Genomic DNA, 19266 nt, shown 5'->3' with positions numbered 1-19266 from the left:
GGGCGAAACTAGTGATGTTAAACCATAAAAAAGAAGGTGAACAACATGTATGAGCGTCTGAGACGAGAACTGGCTTATGTTCGAGGCCTTTGTGAAGGAAATCCGGAACTGGATCGAAAAGCCTTGAATCGTTTACTTGATACATTGGATGAATTGGTCGAAGCCAACCAGCATGTAGAAGCTCGACTGAGGGAATTGGAAGAATATGTGGAAGAAGTGGATGAAGACTTAAATGAGTTGGAATTGGCCTTTTATGGAGATTTGGATGATGAAGAAGGATTAATTGAAGTGGTTTGTCCAGAATGTGGAGAAGAAGTACTGGTTGATGAAGATGACATTGCAGATGATGAAATCGAGGTATTATGTCCGAAATGTCATACCGTTTTGGTAGTGGAAGATGCGACAGAGATCGAACCGCAGCGTAGTGGAGTGGATGAAACGATCAGTTAAAGATGGGAACAAGGGTTCTGGATTAAAAGGAACCCTTTCTTGTTTTAGGTGTTGGTACATAGTAAATGCGTCAAATAAAACGCTCTCTTGAAAGAGCGTGAGGCTATCCTGAAAATATGGATACGTTTTTCTAGCGCTTCGGGATGGGTACCTTCCTCCGTGACGACTTCTGTACCATCACAGTCACTCCGTAAGGAACCCATCCCTCCGCTTTATAGAAAATACTCTGACGATGTTGCTCGGCAACATGAGGGTCTGATAACATACCCGGTGTATAACGGAAACTTTTTCAAGAAGCTGATGCTCTCTTGGAAGAAACAGTTTGGGCTGCTTTTTGTAAATTAGAGTAAAAAAATCCAAAAGAGAGCTGCTAATATAAAACGATAGATAGCAAAGGGAACTGATTTTACTTTATTAATGATTTGTAAAAAAAAGCGAATAGACAACAGGGCAACAAAAAATGCAGTAAGGAAACCTGTGATAAACAGAGGCAAATCATATACACTCAGATGGCTCCAGCTTTCAAATAAATCTTTACCAGATGCAGCAACCATAATAGGAACGGCCATAATAAAGGAAAACTCGGAAGCTGTTTTGTGATTCATTCCAACTAATAGTCCACCTGAAAGGGTTGCGCCCATTCTAGAGAAACCAGGAACAAGGGCTAAGCATTGAAACAACCCATTCCTAGTGCCTGCTTATATGTAATTTGATCTAATGTTGTTGCGGTTGGTCTTGGCTTTCGAAAACCTTCAGCAACCAACATAAGTATCCCACCGGCAATAAGTGAAACGACAACGGTTTGTGGAGAGAATAGGGTTTTAATAAAGTTGTAAAAGACAGCACCAAGGAGAAAAAAAGGAAGAATTCCTATCAAGATATGGATGTAGCTTAATTTTCCCATATCCTGATCCTCTGTTTCGATTTTGCGTAATCCTACAATATTTAAGATTCGTTTCCAAAAAGCAACGACTACTGCAAGAATAGATCCCAACTGAACCACGACTTCAAAAGTTGTTGCTCTTACTGTACCTTCAAAACCTAATAAATGACCTACCAGGATCATATGTCCAGTTGAAGATACAGGGGCAAATTCCGTTAGACCTTCGACACTCCCAAGGATGAAGCCAATAATAATGTCCATAATATTCATATTTTCACACCTTGAATGATTTAATAACGAAACACATTATAATACAAAATATTATAGAAAAAATTATACGATTTTATGAAATATCATCCTTTAGGATAGTTATTATTATTAGGAATTTCACTAATCCCTTCCTGATTAGAGGGGGAGCCAAGCGCTAAAGGCGCATTAACTCTCTTTACCTCATTAGGATGTCCCCTTTCGTAAAATATGTTGAGTACTTCCTCTAATTAAATCATTCGCTCTTTTTTTATGCTTGTCATAATCATTCCCAGCTTCCCATATGAATGAGGTAAAAAGAAAAAATGTGGACAGGAGGTGTATGCTTTTGAAAGCCATTTATCAAATTCTTCCCCTGTCCATCCGGGAGCTGATTCAGTCGCTTCCTCGCACGATCCTCGGATGTTTGGAGGAAATTCGGGTAAGGCAAGGCCGACCATTGGAAGTGATTACTTCTGAGCAATCCTGGTTTGTCAGTCGGACATGCCAATTAAGTATGCAACCCAAAGATAGCATGATTCCAACCAAAGAACATTGCCAGAAGATGCTCAATTTGATCAGCCAACACTCCCTGTATGCGATGGAGGAGGAATTACGCCGCGGATATGTTACGGTCGAAGGGGGACATCGCATCGGACTGGTCGGGAAGGTGGTTGTCGAGAACGGAAATGTAAAGCACATTCGTGAAGTGGCCGGGTTTAATATTCGCATCGCCAGACAAGTGATCGGCGTGGGGGAGGGCTTGGTTCCTTATCTGCTGGATGGAGAACAGGTTGAAAACCTTCTTTTGGTTTCTCCACCGCAGTGCGGGAAAACCACCCTGATTCGTGATCTCGCCAGATTGGCCAGTACAGGTGGCTCACGTTTTCGTTCCCATAAAGTAGGAATTGTGGATGAGCGATCAGAGATTGCCGGATGTGTGGATGGAGTGCCTCAGCATGATGTTGGACCGAGAACCGATGTGTTAGATGCTTGTCCCAAAGCGGAAGGCATGATGATGATGATTCGTTCGATGTCACCAGAGATTTTGGTAGTTGATGAGATTGGCCGGATGGAAGATAGTGTAGCCGTCCACGAAGCGATTTGCTCAGGTGTACATCTATTTACAACAGCTCATGGGAGTTCCATTGAAGAGATCTGTCATCGCCCCATTTTATCCGAGTTGATTCGGGAAGGGGTATTTACACGGATTGTCGTTCTCAGCCGCCGGCGTGGTCCAGGAACAGTGGAAGGGATCTATGATCGATCACTGAAGCCTTTGCTGATGAGGCATCAGGTGATCAGTAAATGATCATCAAATTGGCTGGAGCATGTATGGTGCTATTGGCGGCTTCTTGGGCAGGATTTTTCCTGGCTCGGAATTATCGGGAACGTCCCCAGCAAATACGGCAATTGCGCTCAGCTCTATCTTTATTGGAGACTGAAATCGGTTACGGAACCCGTCCATTGATCGAAGCTTGTGAAGCGATTGCAGAGCGTATGGATGGAGCGATTTCAGCGATTTTTGCTAGATGTGCTGAAAACCTCAAACAGATGGATGGTGCTTCTACATATGAATGTTTTCAACAGGCTATTGAGCAACAGTGGCCACACACTACAATGAAAAAGCCGGAAAAACTTGTTTTGCTGCACTTTTGCCAGACACTGGGCCGGTCTGATCGTGAAGATCAATTGCAACATGTCAGAGTGGCCAAAAGCAATTTAGAAGTGGAGGAAATGAAGGCACGTGAAGAGCAGGGGCAGTATGAGAAGATGTGTAAAACTGTCGGCATCCTCTGTGGAGTATTGATCATCATCTTGATGTATTAGGGGAGGTTTGTATGCCATACAATGTGGATGCTGTTTTTCAAATTGCTGGAATTGGGATTATCGTGGCGATGATTCATACAGTGTTGAAGCAAATGGGAAAAGAGGATTTTGCCCATTGGGTCACTTTGTTTGGGTTTGGTGTGGTTTTATTTATGATTGCGATGCTGATTCAGGATTTGTTTCAAACGATTAAAAATGTGTTCCTCTTCCGTTCATAGATAGGGGGAGATCCGCTTGGAAATTATCCAGGTGGTTGGAATTGGGATCATTGTCACTTTTCTTGTCTTGGTCCTTAAGGAACAAAAACCGGTTTTTGCTTTTTTGCTTGCAACCTTTACAGGAATCATCATTTTTATCGCCCTGGCTGGAAAGATTGCTGAAGTGATCCGAGTGTTAGAGCATTTAGCCACTCAAGCACATGTCAATAACCTCTTTTTCGAGACCATCTTAAAAATCGTTGGAATAGCATATATTGCTGAATTTGGAGCACAAGTGACACGAGATGCAGGGCAAGGATCGATCGCTTCCAAAATTGAAATGGCAGGAAAATTGCTCATTATGGTGATGGCGATCCCGATCATCACAGTAATTATAGAAACGATTGTGCAAATATTACCTGCTTAAAGGTGAGTGAGATGCAGCGCCTAAGTTGGCTCCTTATATTTCTATGGATGGTATGGATGATTCTACCTGGCACTGTGTATGCAGAAGGAGAGGGGAATCAGGGCAATTCTGTCACAAATGAAATCATTCGTTCGCAATTAAATCAATTGCAAGTTGAAGAAGTGGAATCATTCTGGCAATATTTACAGAACGAATATGGCCGTTTTTTTCAGCAAAAAAATCTGCCAAGCCTCTTTGATTTATTGCTGTCAGAAAAATGGAGTATGAAAGAAGTACTGGCTGCGCTAGGGCGTTATTTATTTCACGAAGTGATATACAATGGAAAAATTCTTGGCACGATTATCGTCTTGGCCGTTTTCTGCATGATTCTTCAAACGCTCCAAACCGCTTTTGAACAGAACCAGGTGAGTAAAGTTGCTTATGCCATTGTGTTTATGGTGATCATTATCCTGGCTGTAGACAGCTTTTATATTGCAGTGGATTCAGCCAAACAGGCCATTCAGCATATGGTGGATTTCATGTTGGCGTTGATTCCCCTGATGTTGACTCTGCTTGGGACAATGGGAAATTTTGGGTCAGTGACACTGTTTCATCCTTTGATCATTTTCATGATTCATATGATTGGAACCATCATTTATCTCTTCATTTTTCCTTTGTTCTTTCTTTCGACGATCTTGAGTATTGTCAGCAGTTTATCTGAAAAATACAAGGTAAACCAATTAGCTGGTTTGCTTAAAAAAATTGGCATTACTTTGCTAGGTGGAATGCTAACCATCTTTTTGGGCGTACTTTCTATACAGGGAGTCACAGCTGCGGTAACCGATGGTGTTACGATCCGTACAGCCAAATATATTACGGGTAACTTTGTACCTGTAGTAGGACGAACCATTTCAGAAGCAGCGGATACGGTAGTCAGTGCATCTTTACTCGTTAAAAATACAATTGGACTGGCTGGGGTGATTATCCTGCTTCTGATCAGTGCTTTTCCTGCTATAAAGATCCTTTCATTGGCTTTTATTTATCAATTCTCTGCAGCGATCATGCAGCCGATGGGAAATAGCCCGATCATCGAAAGTTTATCTACGATTGGCAAGACATTTGTTTACATTTTTGCTGCACTTGCTACAGTGGGACTCATGTTTTTTCTTGCCGTATCCATTATTATCGCCTCTGGTAATATCTCGATGATGATGAGGTAGGTGAAAAGGTGGAATGGATTAGCGACTGGCTCAAACAGATTATTTTATTGGTGCTAATTGCCACATTTTTTGATTTGATCTTGCCGAATCATTCGATGGATCGGTATGTAAAGTTGGTAATGGGGTTACTCATCATCATGGCGATACTATCCCCGATTTTTCAGCTTCTCAAAAATGATTCAAACCTGTCCCACCTTGCTGTTGCTTTAAAAAAGGGATGGGACGGAAAAGAAATGGCTTCCCTTCCAGAGATCAGAGAAAAAACAGAGACCCTAAAACGATCACAAGATACGATGATTCAACAGCAAACAGAAAAATCGATGGAACAAATCATGATTCAACATGTGCAAACCAAATTTGGTGTGGAGGTGGTGCGTGCCAAAGTAAAAACAGACTGGAATCAGCAAAAAGCTCCTGAAATCATGCAAATTGAGATGATTACACGGATGAAACTGAACAATAAAAATGCTTTTTCAAAGATGAAGCCAATTGAACCTGTTCATGTGGAGATAAAAGAATCTACAACACCGTCAAAAGTCAGAGAAAATAAAACATTGGAAAAACAGATCGCCGAATATATCATGCAAACCTGGCAGGTGATGCCGTCCAAAGTGCATGTACAAGTGGAACAACCTGTATAAAGATGGGAGGGAGTGGTGTGCTGCAAAAGTGGCTTGAAAAAATGGAGCAAAAAATGGGTGGTGAGAAGAAAAAAAATACATTCCGCTGGATTTTGCTGTTGGGATGTTTAGGAATCGGAATCATGATCCTGGCTTCCTTTATACAAGTAGAAGAAGAAGACGGCAAGCCAAGAGGATTATCTGCTCCATCCTTTCAGAACAACACCCGTCAGCCGTCTTCTAATAAAGAGATGGGCATGGTTGACTATGAAAAAAAATACGAAGCCCAGCTCGCAGATGTATTGAGCAAGATTGTGGGTGTCGATGATGTTTCCGTTATGGTCAATCTTGATTCCACCGAAGAAGAAGTGGTGCATGTAGAAACCAGAGAATCTTCACAAATAACGAATGAAGCAGATCCGAAAGGTGGAAATCGAACCATCCAACAAACGAACAGTGAAAAGAAGACAGCCACTTATCGGGGAGAGGATGGTGAACAACCCATGGTGGTCAAACGTTTAAAACCAAAAATTCGTGGCGTTCTTGTCGTGGCACGCGGCGTAGAAGATTTGCAAGTGAAAGCAGCAGTCATTGAAGCCATCCAGCGAACCCTGGATGTACCCATCCATCGCATTTCTGTATTACCAAAAGGATAGGAGGATGTTTTATGCAGGTAAACAAACAAACAGTTTGGTTAGTGACCATGCTTACTCTAATGGTGGTCTTGTCTGCTTACTATATTGCTACGGGGCCGGTTGAGCCAGCAGGAGAACTGGCCAAGGAAAAGGGCAACAAAAATGATCAAATTCAAGTGGATATCAAGGCATTGGATCAACCAGCGTCTACCAGCAAGGGGAAAGAGGCACTGAAAGGGAAGCCAGAAAGTGATTATTTGCTTGCTTATCAGCTGCAGCGCACCACTCTCAGAGGAAAAATGACAGAAGAGTACATGAAAATTTTGTCCAACCCGAAATCTTCCAAGCAGCAAATCAAAGAAGCAGAGCAAAAAGTAAATCAGCTGACACAACTCGAAAAGCAGGAAAATGTATTGGAAGAGTTGATTCGTAAAGAAGGATATCAGGATGCAGTTGTTATTATCAATGATGAGCATGTGGATGTGATTGTGCAAAGTGAGAATTTGAGTAAAACACAAGCTGTGAAACTGATCAGCCTGGTTCGTCAGCATATGGATGTAGCAGCGAATCAAATCTCGGTAGCGTATGTAAAGTAAAAATAAGCAATAGCCTGCCTGACTTGCCATAGGAGAGACTATCCTGAAAATATGGATACGTTTCCCGCGCTTCGGGATGGATTCTAACCCGTATCGCAAACAAAGCGGTACGGGTTGATGTTTTTAGAGGCATATGATATGTCGCAATAGTTGTATGGGCCCGCTTACTTGTCAGCCAGTGGGTTATTCAATAAAAAGATTTATTTTATTCATATATTTTTCAATTATTCTGCCTCCATTTTTTTCTTTTTTGTTTGTGAAAGTATTATAATATTAAACAACTTTCTATTTAATAAAAGGGTGGTTTGATGAAAACAACCGATTTATGCGATGCATTTTTAGAGAAGTTGCAAGTAAGCGAAGATCTTTTTCAATCTTTTGGCAAGAAAAAAAGTTTCCATGGACCGATTCATACTGTCCAGGTATATGAAGATAATGTTTTGGTGCGACAAGCATTGGAAACGATTCCTGCTGGATCTGTTCTGGTCGTCGATGGTGGTGGCTCAAAAAAGTGCGCTCTCTTGGGAGATCGCTTGGCCGAGATTGCTGTTGAGCGTGGAATTCAAGGGGTCATCGTGTATGGTTGTGTTCGCGATACCAAGGAATTGGCTGAACTGGATCTAGGGGTTATGGCATTGGGAAAAAGTCCCGTGAAAAGCAAGAAAGATGGGAAAGGAAAAAGGGATGTAACCGTTCGCTTTGCAGGGGTCGAGTGGATTCCCGGACATTATGTTTATGTGGATGAAGATGGGATCGTTTTATCAGCTGAAAATTTATTAAAAAATAAAGAGATTTAGATTATGATCCTTGCAAAATAGATTTTTATGTAGAGTTTGACGAAAAAAGGAAAATTAAATAGATAAATTTGAACACTATTTAACTATTTTGAAAAGCCTCTTTTCATTTATAAATAATTTGCTAGAATGAGAGCATCTGTTTGTAGATGGGAAACAGCCATGGGGGCAGGATTAAAATTGACAGCCAAGATCTTGCAACAAGGGAGAGGGTTTATTTGAAGAAAAAAGGCATCACCGTATTGACTGCATTTTTGGTAACAGCTCTACTCTCTACAGGAGTAGTGAGCGCAACTCCAAATACGGATCAATCCGTTCAAACTCCTTCTGTACAAACGGCAACGGTAAGTACACGGACGCAAAAATCGGATAAATTGATCGCTGAGGCGAAACGGCATTTGGGAAAACCGTATCGATATGGTTCGACAGGCCCATCCTCTTTTGACTGCAGTGGTTTTACCCAATATGTATTCAAGCAAGCATTGGGCATCAATTTGCCTCGTACGGCTTCCTATCAGGCAAAAGAAGGAAAATCGACTGGAAAGAGCTTGAGCAACTTATTAAGAGGAGATCTCATGATATTTAAAGAAGATGGAAGGGTATTCCATGTAGCTATTTATATCGGAAACGGTGAAATGATCCATGCAACGACTTCCAAAGGTGTTAAAATAGACAAGGTTACAAACACATACTGGAAACCGAGATTTAGCGAGGGACGTCGAATCTATTAGAGGCTGTTCCCCATCATTTCATATATAAATTTTCACTCAAAGAGACCTGTCTTTTAAGGACAGGTCTGTCTTTTTTTTTTTAAGTTTGCTCTTCGTAAAAATCATAGTTATTTTAAACTTCTGAGAGCCAAGGTCAGTGAATTTATTTATTTGATAGAGGGAGGTAGAAAAGGGTCGTTTTTAATGGGAACAAGAAAATGGAGATCGTGTTAGCTGGAATGATACCAGGCAGATAATAGCGAATATTACAACCATATTATCCGAGACGGTCTATCTGCCCAAGGCAAAGGACTCTCGATTCGGAGTGACAATGGGTGCAGAAATGACAAGTCGCCGCTGTATGAAAGCGCGGGGGCTTTATTCATCATGGTGGGCACCATCCCATCGTATTCGATTTTTCTTGTCTTTTTTGGTAAAAATAAAATAATCCGTTCTAACCTGAAGGGGATAGGGGTGGTCAAACATAGAAAAAAACTATATCATAAAAACGGTTAATAAAATAAGGCGAAATCATGATCGGTTTTAGGTACAATGGAAATCGAATTCGAGAGGAGTGTTGGACTCATGTCTTTAAAAATGCATGAAATTCGGGAATTAATCCGTTTGGTTGATGAATCCCAAATTGAAGAGTTTGAAATTGATAAAGAGGGCACAAAAGTGGTGATTAAAAAGACATCTGGACGTGCGCAGATCGCTACTGCACCTGTTCAGGAAACACCTCTTGCTGTCTCCACTCAATCGGTAGCTCCTTCTGTATCAGCTGTGGCAACGACACCTGCTGTCCAGCCAACTGCCATCGCTGAGCCAGCTCCAGCACCGACTCCTGCTTCACCTGCTGTTGAAGATGAGGCGAATCTACATAAGATTGTTTCACCGATGGTAGGAACTTTCTATCGTGCACCTGCGCCTGATGCTGATCCATATGTAAAAGAAGGCGATGTTGTCGATGAAAAGACAATTGTCTGCATTGTTGAAGCGATGAAATTAATGAATGAAATCGAGGCCGAAGTACGTGGAACCATCGTGAAAGTATTGGTAGAAAACGGTCAGCTAGTTGAATACGGTCAACCTTTATTTTTGGTAAAAACCAGCTAGTGTCCCCGGGAGGAAAGCAAGATGTTCAAGAAAGTATTAGTGGCAAATCGTGGAGAAATTGCTGTACGTATTATACGTGCTTGTCGTGAGCTTGGTATTAGTACGGTGGCTGTTTATTCCGAAGCTGATCGTGATGCACTCCATGTCTCCTTGGCGGATGAAGCTTATTGTATTGGACCGGCGTTGGCGAAAGACAGTTATTTAAATATGACCAATTTAATGAGTACGGCAACATTGGTTGGTGCAGATGCTATTCATCCTGGATACGGTTTTCTGGCAGAAAACGCTGATTTTGCGGAGTTGTGTGCTGCCTGTGGGATTGAGTTTATCGGTCCTTCTCCCGAAGCAATCATTAAGATGGGAGATAAAACGACCGCTCGAGAAACGATGAAAGCAGCAGGCGTTCCAGTAGTTCCGGGAACAGAAGGGGTTATTGAAGATATCGAAGAGGCTGCCAAAACCGCTAACGAAATCGGCTATCCTGTGATCGTGAAGGCAACAGCAGGCGGTGGCGGAAAAGGAATGCGCATTGTACATAGCGAAGAAGAATTGAGACGGGCAATAACGCTTGCACAGAAAGAAGCAGAGGCTAACTTTGGCAATCCAGGTGTTTATCTTGAAAAATTCCTTGTAAAGCCCCGTCATATCGAAATTCAAATCTTGGCAGATAAACATGGAAATGTCGTTCATTTGGGTGAACGGGATTGTTCGATCCAGCGTCGTTATCAAAAACTAATTGAAGAAGCTCCTTCTCCAGCGTTAAGTCCGGAGCTGCGTGAACGGATGGGACAAGCGGCCATTCAGGCAGCAAAATCTGTAAACTATTCTGGAGCAGGTACGGTGGAATTTCTACTCGATCGAGATGGGAATTTCTATTTTATGGAAATGAATACGCGGATTCAAGTAGAGCATCCTGTGACAGAATGTATAACAGGCATTGATTTAGTGAAAGAGCAAATTCGTGTAGCCGCTGGAGAACTGTTATCCGTGAAACAGGAAGATATTGTGATCAATGGCTGGTCGATTGAATGTCGGATCAATGCCGAACGCCCTGATAAAAATTTCATCCCTTCCCCTGGAACCATTCAATTTTATTTGCCTCCTGGTGGAATTGGAGTTCGTGTGGACAGTGCGTGTTATCCGGGTTATCGCATCCCACCTTTTTATGATTCCATGATTGCCAAATTGATCGTATGGGGTAAAGATCGTCAAGAAGCATTGGAGCGCATGACACGAGCATTAAAAGAATTTGCCATTGAAGGTGTGCATACAACCATCCCCTTCCACTTAAAATTGATCAACCATCCGAAGTTTGTAGAAGGCGACTTCCATATTCAGTTTTTAGAGGAATACAACTGGCAAGAGGAGAGTGACAAAAGCGATGGATAATTTGATGTATGAAGAGAAAAATGTGCTTGGTAAAGTGGAAATAGCCCCTGAAGTCATTCAGACGATTGCAGGTTTGACGGCTACCCAAATTGAAGGTGTTGTTGAATTGAAAGGCGGGGTAGTAGGTGATTTGAATAAATTGATCGGCCGCAAAAATGTTCGGCAGGGTACCCAGGTGGAGATTGCGGAACATACCAGCATTGAAGTGGCCATAGTTGTGGAATATGGCTATCACATTATCGAAGTGGCCAAGGAAGTACAGCAAAAAGTAAAAGCAGCTGTTGAATCGATGACCGGTCTGGTAGTAGAAAAAGTGGTAGTACGTGTAGAAGGAATCAAAGTTCCTAATCTAGAAAAAGGGAAAGAAGAGGTCGGAAGCAAACGGGTTCGGTAATATCTTCAGATAGAGGAGGAGACCATCGATGGGCTTATGGGATCGGCTCCTGTTATTTTTATTCAGTTTGGGGGTTGCAGCCCTCGCTATTACGGGTATATTAATAGGTTGCGATCTTTTTATCGATCCAAAAAAAGCAAGCGAAGCCATTTTACTGTTGGATCGAGATGTCACATTAAATATATCAGTGGTTGGTGTCAGCGTCTTTGTCTTGTTGATAAGCTTGTATTTTATTAGTTGGGGAATATTTAGAAGATCGGCCAATGCTGGTGTAGACCAATTAACCGAGATTGGCAATATTCGCATTTCTTTGGAGACCATTGAGAATATCGCTGTAAAGGCGGCGAGAAGGGTAAAAGGTGTTCGTGATCTGAGTGCCCGTATTCGCCATAATATCAAAACTTCTTCCGTCGATATTGGTCTCAAAATCATTGTCGATGGTGAAACACCGATTCAGCAGGTTTCCGAACAACTGCAGCGGACTGTGAAAGATCAAGTGGAGACCATTGCGGGAGTTGCAGTAGATCAAGTCCCGGTGTATGTGGCAAAAACCATTCAGGCCAATCGAGCGAAAATTCGTGTTGAATAAGGCGGTGCGCCAACATGGATAAACATTTTCTTGAGACGATCTGGTTACAATATGGAGGAAGAATTGCGGGTTCCTTCATTGGTTTTGCCCTTGGTCTCATCTATTTAATGGTTGGTTTTTGGAAAATGCTCTTCTTTGCACTGCTAGTAGGACTTGGCTTTTTTATCGGGAAGCAGATTGATCGCAAAGAAGACTTAAAAGAGGTCATCGATACCATTATTTTAGAGAAATGGATGCGTAAATAGAGACCGGGCCGATTGGCTCGGGTTTCTTTTTGGGGGATCGATTATATGAGTGAAGTAAAAGCAGAAATGAGTCGTCGGTATGTCAGGGAATGTGTACTGCAAGCGTTGTATCAAATGGAGTTTCATCCGGATCAGGAGGATTCCGTGATCAAGGAAAGAGGAGAGAATTTGGAAGGAGAGTATAAAGATTTTTATCATTACTTGATTCGTGGTGTGAAGGAACATCTCTCAACCATTGATGCAACCATTGAGCGTTATTTGAAGAAGGGATGGTCACTGGAGCGGATTGCCGCTGTGGATCGGGCCATTCTTCGCATAGCTGTGTTTGAGCTATTATTTGAAGAGGAAACACCTAAAGGAGTTATTTTGAACGAAGCAGTAGAACTGGCAAAAGTTTATAGTGGCGAGGAATCGAGGCGTTTTGTCAACGGGATTTTGGGCAATGTCGCTAGTGATGATGAATAATCATGATAAAAACCAGTATCTGATTCAACATGGATACTGGTTTTTTTTTATCTATCAAATGGGGGAATTTATCTAGAAAGTGAAGAATCAATCGAATGGAACTACTGATCAAACGCTTTTGGAAGATTGGATAAAAATTAATTCTAAATATTTTTAAACTATTATGTCCTTCTTTGGACGAAGAAGAGTTATTATCTAAGGCGTTTAAGATATACTTTCTTGAGATCAAGTGCAGGAAAAAAATGATTAGACTCACATCTATGAACAGGCTGGATGGACATCCTCTTGTGAAAAGATGTACAATTCTCAGTGGGGTAAGAGAAAATGCGTTTGCTGTTGGTTGGCGGTTAAATCGCAATAGATAGAGCAATACACTCCATCTAGTTCCATAATATACGTAATTTTGAATATGATCAACATTACTATTCAAATATATAAAAATAATCTATCGGAATATTATAATATTTATCGAGATTCCTTTTCTCCTGCGTAATTTAGGGATCTTGCCGTTATCACCACTTGAATCCTTGATGCAGGAATGCGCTGATGGTAAGACATGATGCCGTTTTAATTGCTTTTCATCTTGTTCTTCATTTACAAATGACGGGCAGACGGTTCCTGTCTTTTTTCTTATGAGGGTGAAGGATTATTTTATCTCTTACTGTTTTGTGACATAATGGAAACAGGTGTGCGGGTAAGAGACATGGGAAACAAATAACCATAGGAAAAAGTGAGAGGAAGAAAGAAGCGGTGGAAATCGAAAAAAAGCCATGGTCCGTAACCGAACTGGTATCTTATCTACGAGAAACGATCGAACTGGACGAGTTGTTACAGAAGGTGTGGGTAGAAGGAGAGATCACCAATTTTACCCATCATGCGCGTAGTGGTCACATGTATTTTTCGCTAAAAGATGAACAAACCCAAATAAAAGCGGTCATGTTTGCGAGCTATAATCGACGGTTGCGTTTTACGCCGAAAAATGGGGATCGGGTACTTGTTAGAGGCAGGTTGTCCGTTTACGAGCGAGATGGACAAGTTCAGTTATATATTCACGATTTGCGTCAACACGGAATTGGGGATTTGTTTGTTGCTTTCCAGCAGTTAAAGGAACAGTTGGAGGCAGAAGGTTTATTTGATCCAGCTCATAAAAAAGCACTGCCGCCCTTTCCGAAAAAGATTGGTGTGATTACTTCTGCCAGTGGAGCGGCCATTCGAGATATTATTACGACGATCCGGCGGCGTTATCCGCTGGGGCATGTGATTTTATTTCCGGTTTCTGTGCAAGGAGAAACCGCTGCCAAGGAAGTGGCCCAAGCGATCGATATTATGAATCAGCTACAGGAAGTTGAGTTGTTAATTGTAGGGCGTGGCGGGGGATCTATCGAAGAACTGTGGGCGTTTAATGAAGAAATGGTGGTTCGAAGTATATTCCGTTCGCAAATTCCAGTGATTTCAGCTGTTGGACATGAAACGGATTTTACCCTGAGCGATTTGGTTGCTGATTTGCGTGCAGCCACTCCAACAGCTGCAGCAGAATTGGCAGTTCCACACCTGGAGGAGTTAAAAGAACGATTAGCCTCTTTACAAAAACGGTTGATTCAGGTACAAACGTCTATGATAAGCTTATGGCGTCATCGACTGCAGCAGTTACTGAGCCGACCGATTTTTCAACAACCCCATGCCCGTTTGGAACAATATGCACAACGACTCGACTATTTACAAAGCGACCTGGTAAAAGCCATCGAAAAAAGATGGACTAATTCCCAACGAAAAGTCGAGCGTTTGGCAAATCAACTGGAACGGCTTCATCCCCGAGTAAGCTTATCCAAACAAAGAGACAAACTATTTTATTTGCAAAAAGAATTGTTAAATGCCATACTTCGGATCATCCGGGATCAAGAAGGAAAAAGCCAGCGTTTAATGGATCGGTTGGATGCATTAAGCCCACTAAAAGTGATGAAACGGGGGTATTCGCTGGTTTATCGTTTGGGCCGTGATGAACTGGTGAAATCAGTCAGGCAGGTAAAGCCGGGTGACTTGATTCAGGTTCGATTATCGGATGGGAAGTTGAAGTGCCAAATTTGGGGATCGGAGGAATCGAATCATGAGTGATTTGGAACAAATGGAATCCCTTCCGTTTGAAAAAGCGATGGAGAGACTGGAAGAAGTGGTTCGTTTGCTCGAAAAAGGAGAAGCTCCTTTGGAAGAAGCGATTCGTTTATTTGATGAGGGGATGAAATTGGCCCATGTTTGCAATAAAAAATTGGAATGGGCCGAACAGCAAATCGAGATGCTCGTTCAGGAAAATGGGGAGTGGATCAAGAAACCATTTTTATCAGAGGAGGAACTGGAGTAAGTGTTGATGATATTGGATTATATCAAAGAGAAAGCGGAATTCATCAATCAAGCTTTGGCGGAAACGATGGATCAGCTGGAGGGAGTTCCGCCTGTTTTGAAAGAATCAATGAAATACTCTTTATTGGCAGGAGGAAAGCGCATTCGTCCGGTTCTGGTATTGGCAACTGTAGAAGCATTGAATGGAGATGAAGAAAAAGCTCTTCCATTTGCCTGTGCCATTGAGATGATTCATACCTACTCATTGATTCATGATGATTTACCGAGTATGGATAATGATGACTACCGTCGGGGACAATTGACCAATCATAAAAAATTTGGCGAGAGTACCGCTATTTTAGCCGGTGATGCGCTGTTAACGGAAGCGTTTGGTTTAATGGCGGCTGGAGCGAAAAATGCTCATCTTCCCTTGGATGTGGCACTGACCATTATTGAAGAGGGGGCGAGATGTGCTGGATCCAGAGGAATGATTGCTGGACAAATCTACGATTTACAAAGTGAAAACAAAAAAATTTCCCTGGCTCAACTGGAACAGATTCACCGCTTGAAAACAGGAGATTTGATTGCATTTTCAGTGAGAACGGGAGCGCATATAGCTGGCGCAAGCCAACGAACCTTGCAAGCATTAACAGAATTTGCCTATGGGTTAGGTCTTGCATTTCAAATTCAAGATGATATTTTGGATGTAATCGGAGATCAAGAAAAACTGGGTAAGCCAGTAGGGAGTGACCAAGAGAAAAACAAGGCGACCTACCCTGCTTTACTCGGACTTGATGAAGCCAAGCGAAAGTTGTCTGTCTGTATTGAAGAGGCCAAAGGAAAAATAAGGGAACATGATGAGATTCGACCCGCAAGATTACTGGAAATAGCAGATTATCTATTATCTAGAGATTGGTAAGTTAGCTGTATGAGAATATACAGTAATTGTGCTATAATAAAGTTACTATTCGAGTGGTGCAGTATTCTAGTCAACCGGTCACCCCTGAAGGCGGGCCTAAAAATCCGCTAAAGGGCGTATCGATGAAGTTTCTGGTGTTGGCTTGCGGAGCCCAGCCGTGGGTTGATGCTGGAAGTTAAGGATTGAGGGCGATCCACAAAGGCATGTGGGCGTTGACCCTCTTTCCGCGGAGGCCTAAGTGCGTGGCTGGATGAGATCGTGCATCTGGCGATGGCTTAGGGGATGAACCTGCATTCGGGGAATGACTTGGATGCAGCGTAGCCTGCCTTGAGTGGTAGGATGGGGATATTCACTTGGTTAACGAGTGAATTGAAAGTTCTACTGCAAAAGAGGCTAGGGGGATGACGCAGGTTGTTGAGGAAAACTCCTAGACTGTTTGCAAGTGGCAAGGCTATCTGGGGATTAAAGTACGGACTAAGTGGTAATCCAGTCCAGCGTTTGGCGACAGCGCTGAGAGAGGTTATAAAGGGAAACCGCCTGATTGGCAACGATCAGGATACCTCTTTGGGAAATCCTACTGGACCTAAGCCGTAAAATTTACCTGGATAGTTACCACTCGGCTAATACTTAAGATTTGTCATGGAAAAATACATAATAGCAGAAACAGCACACCGGTCAATCATGACCGGCATTTTTCTGATGAGTGCTCGAACTAAAGGAGAAAGATACATATGGGGGGATTCTTCCACAAGCCACTAAGATGGGCAGTGACTGTCGGCATTATTTCTGCGATCCTGGCCATGATTCTTTCTTTCACTTCTTCGTCCATCTTGAGTGGATTGTCTTGGATAGGTGGTTTTGTTGTCTTGTTTGGCATTGTCGGGATCGGTATTGGTTTTGATATGTTGGGAATCGCTGCGGCTGCGGCAACCGAACAGCCTTTTCATTCGATGGCAGCACAAAAAGTAGCCGGTGCGAAAGAAGCCATTGGAATTATTCGCCGGGCCGATCAATTTGCGAATTTTTGTAACGATGTCATCGGAGATATCAGTGGGGTTATTAGTGGAGCAGCTGCCCTGGCAGTGGTGTCTTCCTTGATTGCATCTTATCCACAGCTAGATAAGAATCAATGGTTAGTTAATACCTTATTGGTTTCGCTGATCTCCGCACTGACAGTAGGAGGAAAAGCATTAGGGAAAACGATTTCCATTCATTATGCCAATCACATTATATTCCGGGTAGGCAAATTTTTTTACTATGTAAATCAAAAGTTGAATCTGCAATTATTTATAGTGAAAAAGAAAAGAAAAAGAAAGCGAGGCGGTCTTGGTGCTCCTCGAGCAGATTAATTCTCCAGAGGATTTAAAGAAGTTACCGATCGAAGATCTTCCCAAGTTGGCGGAAGAAATTCGTACTTTTTTGATCGAGAGTCTTTCTGTTACAGGTGGACACTTGGCATCAAACCTGGGTGTGGTTGAGCTGACCATTGCCCTTCATTACTTATTTGACAGTCCAAGAGATAAAATGTTATGGGATGTCGGTCACCAGGCATATGTGCATAAAATTTTGACCGGACGTCGCCATCTATTCTCGACTCTTCGGCAATATCAAGGGTTATGCGGTTTTCCAAAGCGAAGCGAAAGTCCCCATGACTGTTGGGAGACGGGACATAGCAGTACCTCTCTCTCTGGTGCGATGGGGATGGCTGCAGCACGTGACTTGAAAGGCGAGGATTACAAAGTCATTGCGATTATTGGTGATGGAGCCTTAACAGGTGGCATGGCTTTGGAAGCGCTCAATCATATTGGTGAAGAGAAAAAAGATTTGATGGTTATTTTAAATGATAATGAGATGTCCATTAGCCCGAACGTTGGTGCCCTGCATCAGTATTTGGGAAGGCTTCGTACGCATCGGCATTACCATAAGATGAAAGAAGAAGTGGAGCAATTTCTGAAAAAGATCCCAGCAGTTGGCGAACCTTTTGCCAAAACATTGGAGCGGGTAAAAGACAGCATCAAGTTTCTGCTGGTATCAGGCATTTTCTTTGAAACTTTGGGCTTTACCTATTTAGGTCCTTTTGATGGTCATAATATCGAAGAGTTGTTAAAATCCTTACGTCAGGCAGAACGCATTAAAGGACCTGTCCTGGTGCATGTCGTTACCAAAAAGGGACAAGGATACAAGCCGGCAGAAGATGATTCAGTTGGATATCATGGAGTAGGAACTTACAAGATTGAATCAGGTGCCTTTAAGAAGAAAGCTGGCGGTGCACCTGCTTATCCAGCCGTTTTTGGACAGACATTGGTAAAACTGGCTGAAAAGGATCCACGGATTGTGGCCATCACTCCAGCGATGATTACGGGTTCCAAGCTGGAGAAGTTTCAGGAGAAGTTTCCGGATCGCTGTTTTGATGTCGGCATTGCTGAACAGCATGCGACTACTTTTGCAGCCGGTTTGGCTACGCAGGGAATGAAACCGGTGTTAGCGATCTATTCCACTTTCCTGCAACGCGGCTATGACCAGTTGGTTCATGATGTATGTCGACAGAATTTAAATGTAGTTTTTGCAGTAGACCGGGCCGGATTTGTCGGTGAGGATGGCGAGACGCATCAAGGGGTATTTGATATCGGATTTATGCGTGCACAACCCAATATGGTCGTCATGATGCCCAAAGATGAAAATGAGCTTCAACATATGCTATATACTGCCATTCAATATGATGATGGCCCCATTGCTGTTCGCTATTCAAAGAGTGCTGGAATCGGTGTAGAAATGGATGCTGACTTCAAATTAATTCCTATCGGAAAATCGGAAGTCGTTCGTCAAGGGAAAGATATTGTCTTACTGGCCTTTGGATCCATGGTGTATCCAGCATTGAAAGCGGCAGAAAAGCTGGCACAGCAAAACATTGATGCAAGGGTGATTAATGCCCGTTTCGCGAAGCCGTTGGATGAGGAAATGTTACTGGCATTAAGTAAAGAAAAACTTCCGATTGTCACGATTGAAGAAGGAAGTATGATGGGTGGATTTGGTAGTGCTGTTCTGGAGTTTTTTGCAGGAAAAGGCATTACAGATCTAAGGGTAAAATTGTTGGGAGTCCCTGATTATTTTGTCGAACATGGCTCGATTGAAGACCAAAGACGTGAAGTGGGGTTAACACCTGAGCAGATTGCCAATACTGTGGCTACCACCTTTTTTCGCCAAGAAGTAGAAGTATAATCGCTAGAA

Annotated in this window: 23 protein-coding genes and 1 pseudogene; 23 read left to right on the top strand and 1 reads right to left on the bottom strand. The window is 42.5% G+C overall.

Annotation, left to right across the window (positions count from 1 at the left end; translation table 11 throughout):
• Window positions 1-45 precede the first annotated feature (45 nt).
• The gene (locus tag BMZ78_RS09025; RefSeq protein ID WP_093229701.1) at window positions 46-450 is read left to right on the top strand and encodes a CD1247 N-terminal domain-containing protein; all 405 of its coding nucleotides are present in this window, start codon (window positions 46-48) and stop codon (window positions 448-450) included.
• A gap of 341 nt (window positions 451-791) precedes the next feature.
• Here BMZ78_RS09025 and bacA read toward each other — a convergent pair.
• Window positions 792-1597, bottom strand: a pseudogene (gene bacA, locus BMZ78_RS09020) (undecaprenyl-diphosphate phosphatase).
• Window positions 1598-1928: 331 nt separating this feature from the next.
• On the opposite strand from bacA, the gene spoIIIAA reads away from it, so the two are divergent.
• The 22 genes from spoIIIAA to dxs all read left to right on the top strand — a co-directional run bounded on the left by spoIIIAA (window position 1929) and on the right by dxs (window position 19257).
• Complete coding sequence (gene spoIIIAA / locus BMZ78_RS09015) at window positions 1929-2891, top strand: stage III sporulation protein AA (RefSeq protein ID WP_425263923.1); 963 nt, start codon at window positions 1929-1931, stop codon at window positions 2889-2891.
• Complete coding sequence (spoIIIAB, locus tag BMZ78_RS09010; protein WP_093229698.1) at window positions 2888-3409, top strand: stage III sporulation protein SpoIIIAB; 522 nt, start codon at window positions 2888-2890, stop codon at window positions 3407-3409. The genes spoIIIAA and spoIIIAB overlap by 4 nt, the downstream gene beginning before the upstream one ends.
• Before the next feature lie 11 nt (window positions 3410-3420).
• Window positions 3421-3627 carry a stage III sporulation protein AC gene (gene spoIIIAC, locus BMZ78_RS09005; RefSeq protein ID WP_093229696.1) on the top strand — a complete coding sequence of 69 codons (207 nt, stop codon included), beginning with the start codon at window positions 3421-3423 and terminating at the stop codon, window positions 3625-3627.
• 16 nt (window positions 3628-3643) lie between these two features.
• Window positions 3644-4033 (top strand): stage III sporulation protein AD, encoded by a 390-nt coding sequence (gene spoIIIAD, locus BMZ78_RS09000; RefSeq protein ID WP_093229695.1) that lies wholly within the window; start codon window positions 3644-3646, stop codon window positions 4031-4033.
• An 11-nt stretch (window positions 4034-4044) separates the two neighbouring features.
• Entirely contained in the window at window positions 4045-5232 is a 1188-nt protein-coding gene (gene spoIIIAE / locus BMZ78_RS08995) for a stage III sporulation protein AE (protein ID WP_093229693.1), read from the top strand.
• An 8-nt stretch (window positions 5233-5240) separates the two neighbouring features.
• Window positions 5241-5873, top strand: coding sequence for a stage III sporulation protein AF (spoIIIAF, locus tag BMZ78_RS08990; RefSeq protein WP_093229691.1), 633 nt, complete (start codon window positions 5241-5243; stop codon window positions 5871-5873).
• A gap of 17 nt (window positions 5874-5890) precedes the next feature.
• Window positions 5891-6508 carry a stage III sporulation protein AG gene (gene spoIIIAG, locus BMZ78_RS08985; protein ID WP_175482377.1) on the top strand — a complete coding sequence of 206 codons (618 nt, stop codon included), beginning with the start codon at window positions 5891-5893 and terminating at the stop codon, window positions 6506-6508.
• Window positions 6509-6519: 11 nt separating this feature from the next.
• On the top strand, window positions 6520-7083 hold the full coding sequence (locus tag BMZ78_RS08980) for a SpoIIIAH-like family protein (protein WP_093229688.1): 564 nt from the start codon (window positions 6520-6522) through the stop codon (window positions 7081-7083).
• A 308-nt stretch (window positions 7084-7391) separates the two neighbouring features.
• Window positions 7392-7880, top strand: a complete 489-nt coding sequence (rraA, locus tag BMZ78_RS08975; RefSeq protein ID WP_093229687.1) for a ribonuclease E activity regulator RraA — start codon at window positions 7392-7394, stop codon at window positions 7878-7880.
• Between the two features lie 215 nt (window positions 7881-8095).
• Complete coding sequence (locus BMZ78_RS08970; RefSeq protein WP_175482376.1) at window positions 8096-8608, top strand: C40 family peptidase; 513 nt, start codon at window positions 8096-8098, stop codon at window positions 8606-8608.
• A 564-nt stretch (window positions 8609-9172) separates the two neighbouring features.
• The gene (gene accB / locus BMZ78_RS08965) at window positions 9173-9703 is read left to right on the top strand and encodes an acetyl-CoA carboxylase biotin carboxyl carrier protein (protein WP_093229684.1); all 531 of its coding nucleotides are present in this window, start codon (window positions 9173-9175) and stop codon (window positions 9701-9703) included.
• Window positions 9704-9724: 21 nt separating this feature from the next.
• Window positions 9725-11092 carry an acetyl-CoA carboxylase biotin carboxylase subunit gene (gene accC / locus BMZ78_RS08960; protein ID WP_093229682.1) on the top strand — a complete coding sequence of 456 codons (1368 nt, stop codon included), beginning with the start codon at window positions 9725-9727 and terminating at the stop codon, window positions 11090-11092.
• Window positions 11085-11486, top strand: a complete 402-nt coding sequence (locus BMZ78_RS08955; RefSeq protein ID WP_093229681.1) for an Asp23/Gls24 family envelope stress response protein — start codon at window positions 11085-11087, stop codon at window positions 11484-11486. Before accC ends, BMZ78_RS08955 begins: the two co-directional genes overlap by 8 nt.
• A gap of 28 nt (window positions 11487-11514) precedes the next feature.
• Window positions 11515-12075, top strand: a complete 561-nt coding sequence (gene amaP / locus BMZ78_RS08950) for an alkaline shock response membrane anchor protein AmaP (protein WP_093229679.1) — start codon at window positions 11515-11517, stop codon at window positions 12073-12075.
• Between the two features lie 14 nt (window positions 12076-12089).
• Complete coding sequence (locus tag BMZ78_RS08945; RefSeq protein ID WP_093229678.1) at window positions 12090-12320, top strand: DUF2273 domain-containing protein; 231 nt, start codon at window positions 12090-12092, stop codon at window positions 12318-12320.
• A 45-nt stretch (window positions 12321-12365) separates the two neighbouring features.
• The gene (gene nusB / locus BMZ78_RS08940) at window positions 12366-12785 is read left to right on the top strand and encodes a transcription antitermination factor NusB (RefSeq protein ID WP_093229676.1); all 420 of its coding nucleotides are present in this window, start codon (window positions 12366-12368) and stop codon (window positions 12783-12785) included.
• A 750-nt stretch (window positions 12786-13535) separates the two neighbouring features.
• On the top strand, window positions 13536-14897 hold the full coding sequence (gene xseA / locus BMZ78_RS08935; protein WP_093229674.1) for an exodeoxyribonuclease VII large subunit: 1362 nt from the start codon (window positions 13536-13538) through the stop codon (window positions 14895-14897).
• The gene (gene xseB, locus BMZ78_RS08930; protein WP_093229672.1) at window positions 14890-15141 is read left to right on the top strand and encodes an exodeoxyribonuclease VII small subunit; all 252 of its coding nucleotides are present in this window, start codon (window positions 14890-14892) and stop codon (window positions 15139-15141) included. The genes xseA and xseB overlap by 8 nt, the downstream gene beginning before the upstream one ends.
• A gap of 6 nt (window positions 15142-15147) precedes the next feature.
• The gene (locus BMZ78_RS08925; RefSeq protein WP_093229781.1) at window positions 15148-16038 is read left to right on the top strand and encodes a polyprenyl synthetase family protein; all 891 of its coding nucleotides are present in this window, start codon (window positions 15148-15150) and stop codon (window positions 16036-16038) included.
• Between the two features lie 411 nt (window positions 16039-16449).
• Window positions 16450-16632, top strand: a complete 183-nt coding sequence (locus BMZ78_RS08920; RefSeq protein ID WP_093229671.1) for a hypothetical protein — start codon at window positions 16450-16452, stop codon at window positions 16630-16632.
• A gap of 137 nt (window positions 16633-16769) precedes the next feature.
• On the top strand, window positions 16770-17387 hold the full coding sequence (locus tag BMZ78_RS08915; RefSeq protein ID WP_093229669.1) for a hypothetical protein: 618 nt from the start codon (window positions 16770-16772) through the stop codon (window positions 17385-17387).
• Window positions 17368-19257 (top strand): 1-deoxy-D-xylulose-5-phosphate synthase, encoded by a 1890-nt coding sequence (gene dxs, locus BMZ78_RS08910; RefSeq protein WP_093229668.1) that lies wholly within the window; start codon window positions 17368-17370, stop codon window positions 19255-19257. The genes BMZ78_RS08915 and dxs overlap by 20 nt, the downstream gene beginning before the upstream one ends.
• Window positions 19258-19266 lie beyond the last annotated feature (9 nt).

The organism is Thermoflavimicrobium dichotomicum, assembly GCF_900114055.1.
GTDB classification, from domain to species: Bacteria; Bacillota; Bacilli; order Thermoactinomycetales; family Thermoactinomycetaceae; genus Thermoflavimicrobium; species Thermoflavimicrobium dichotomicum.
This window is presented reverse-complemented; position numbering and strand designations above follow the sequence as displayed.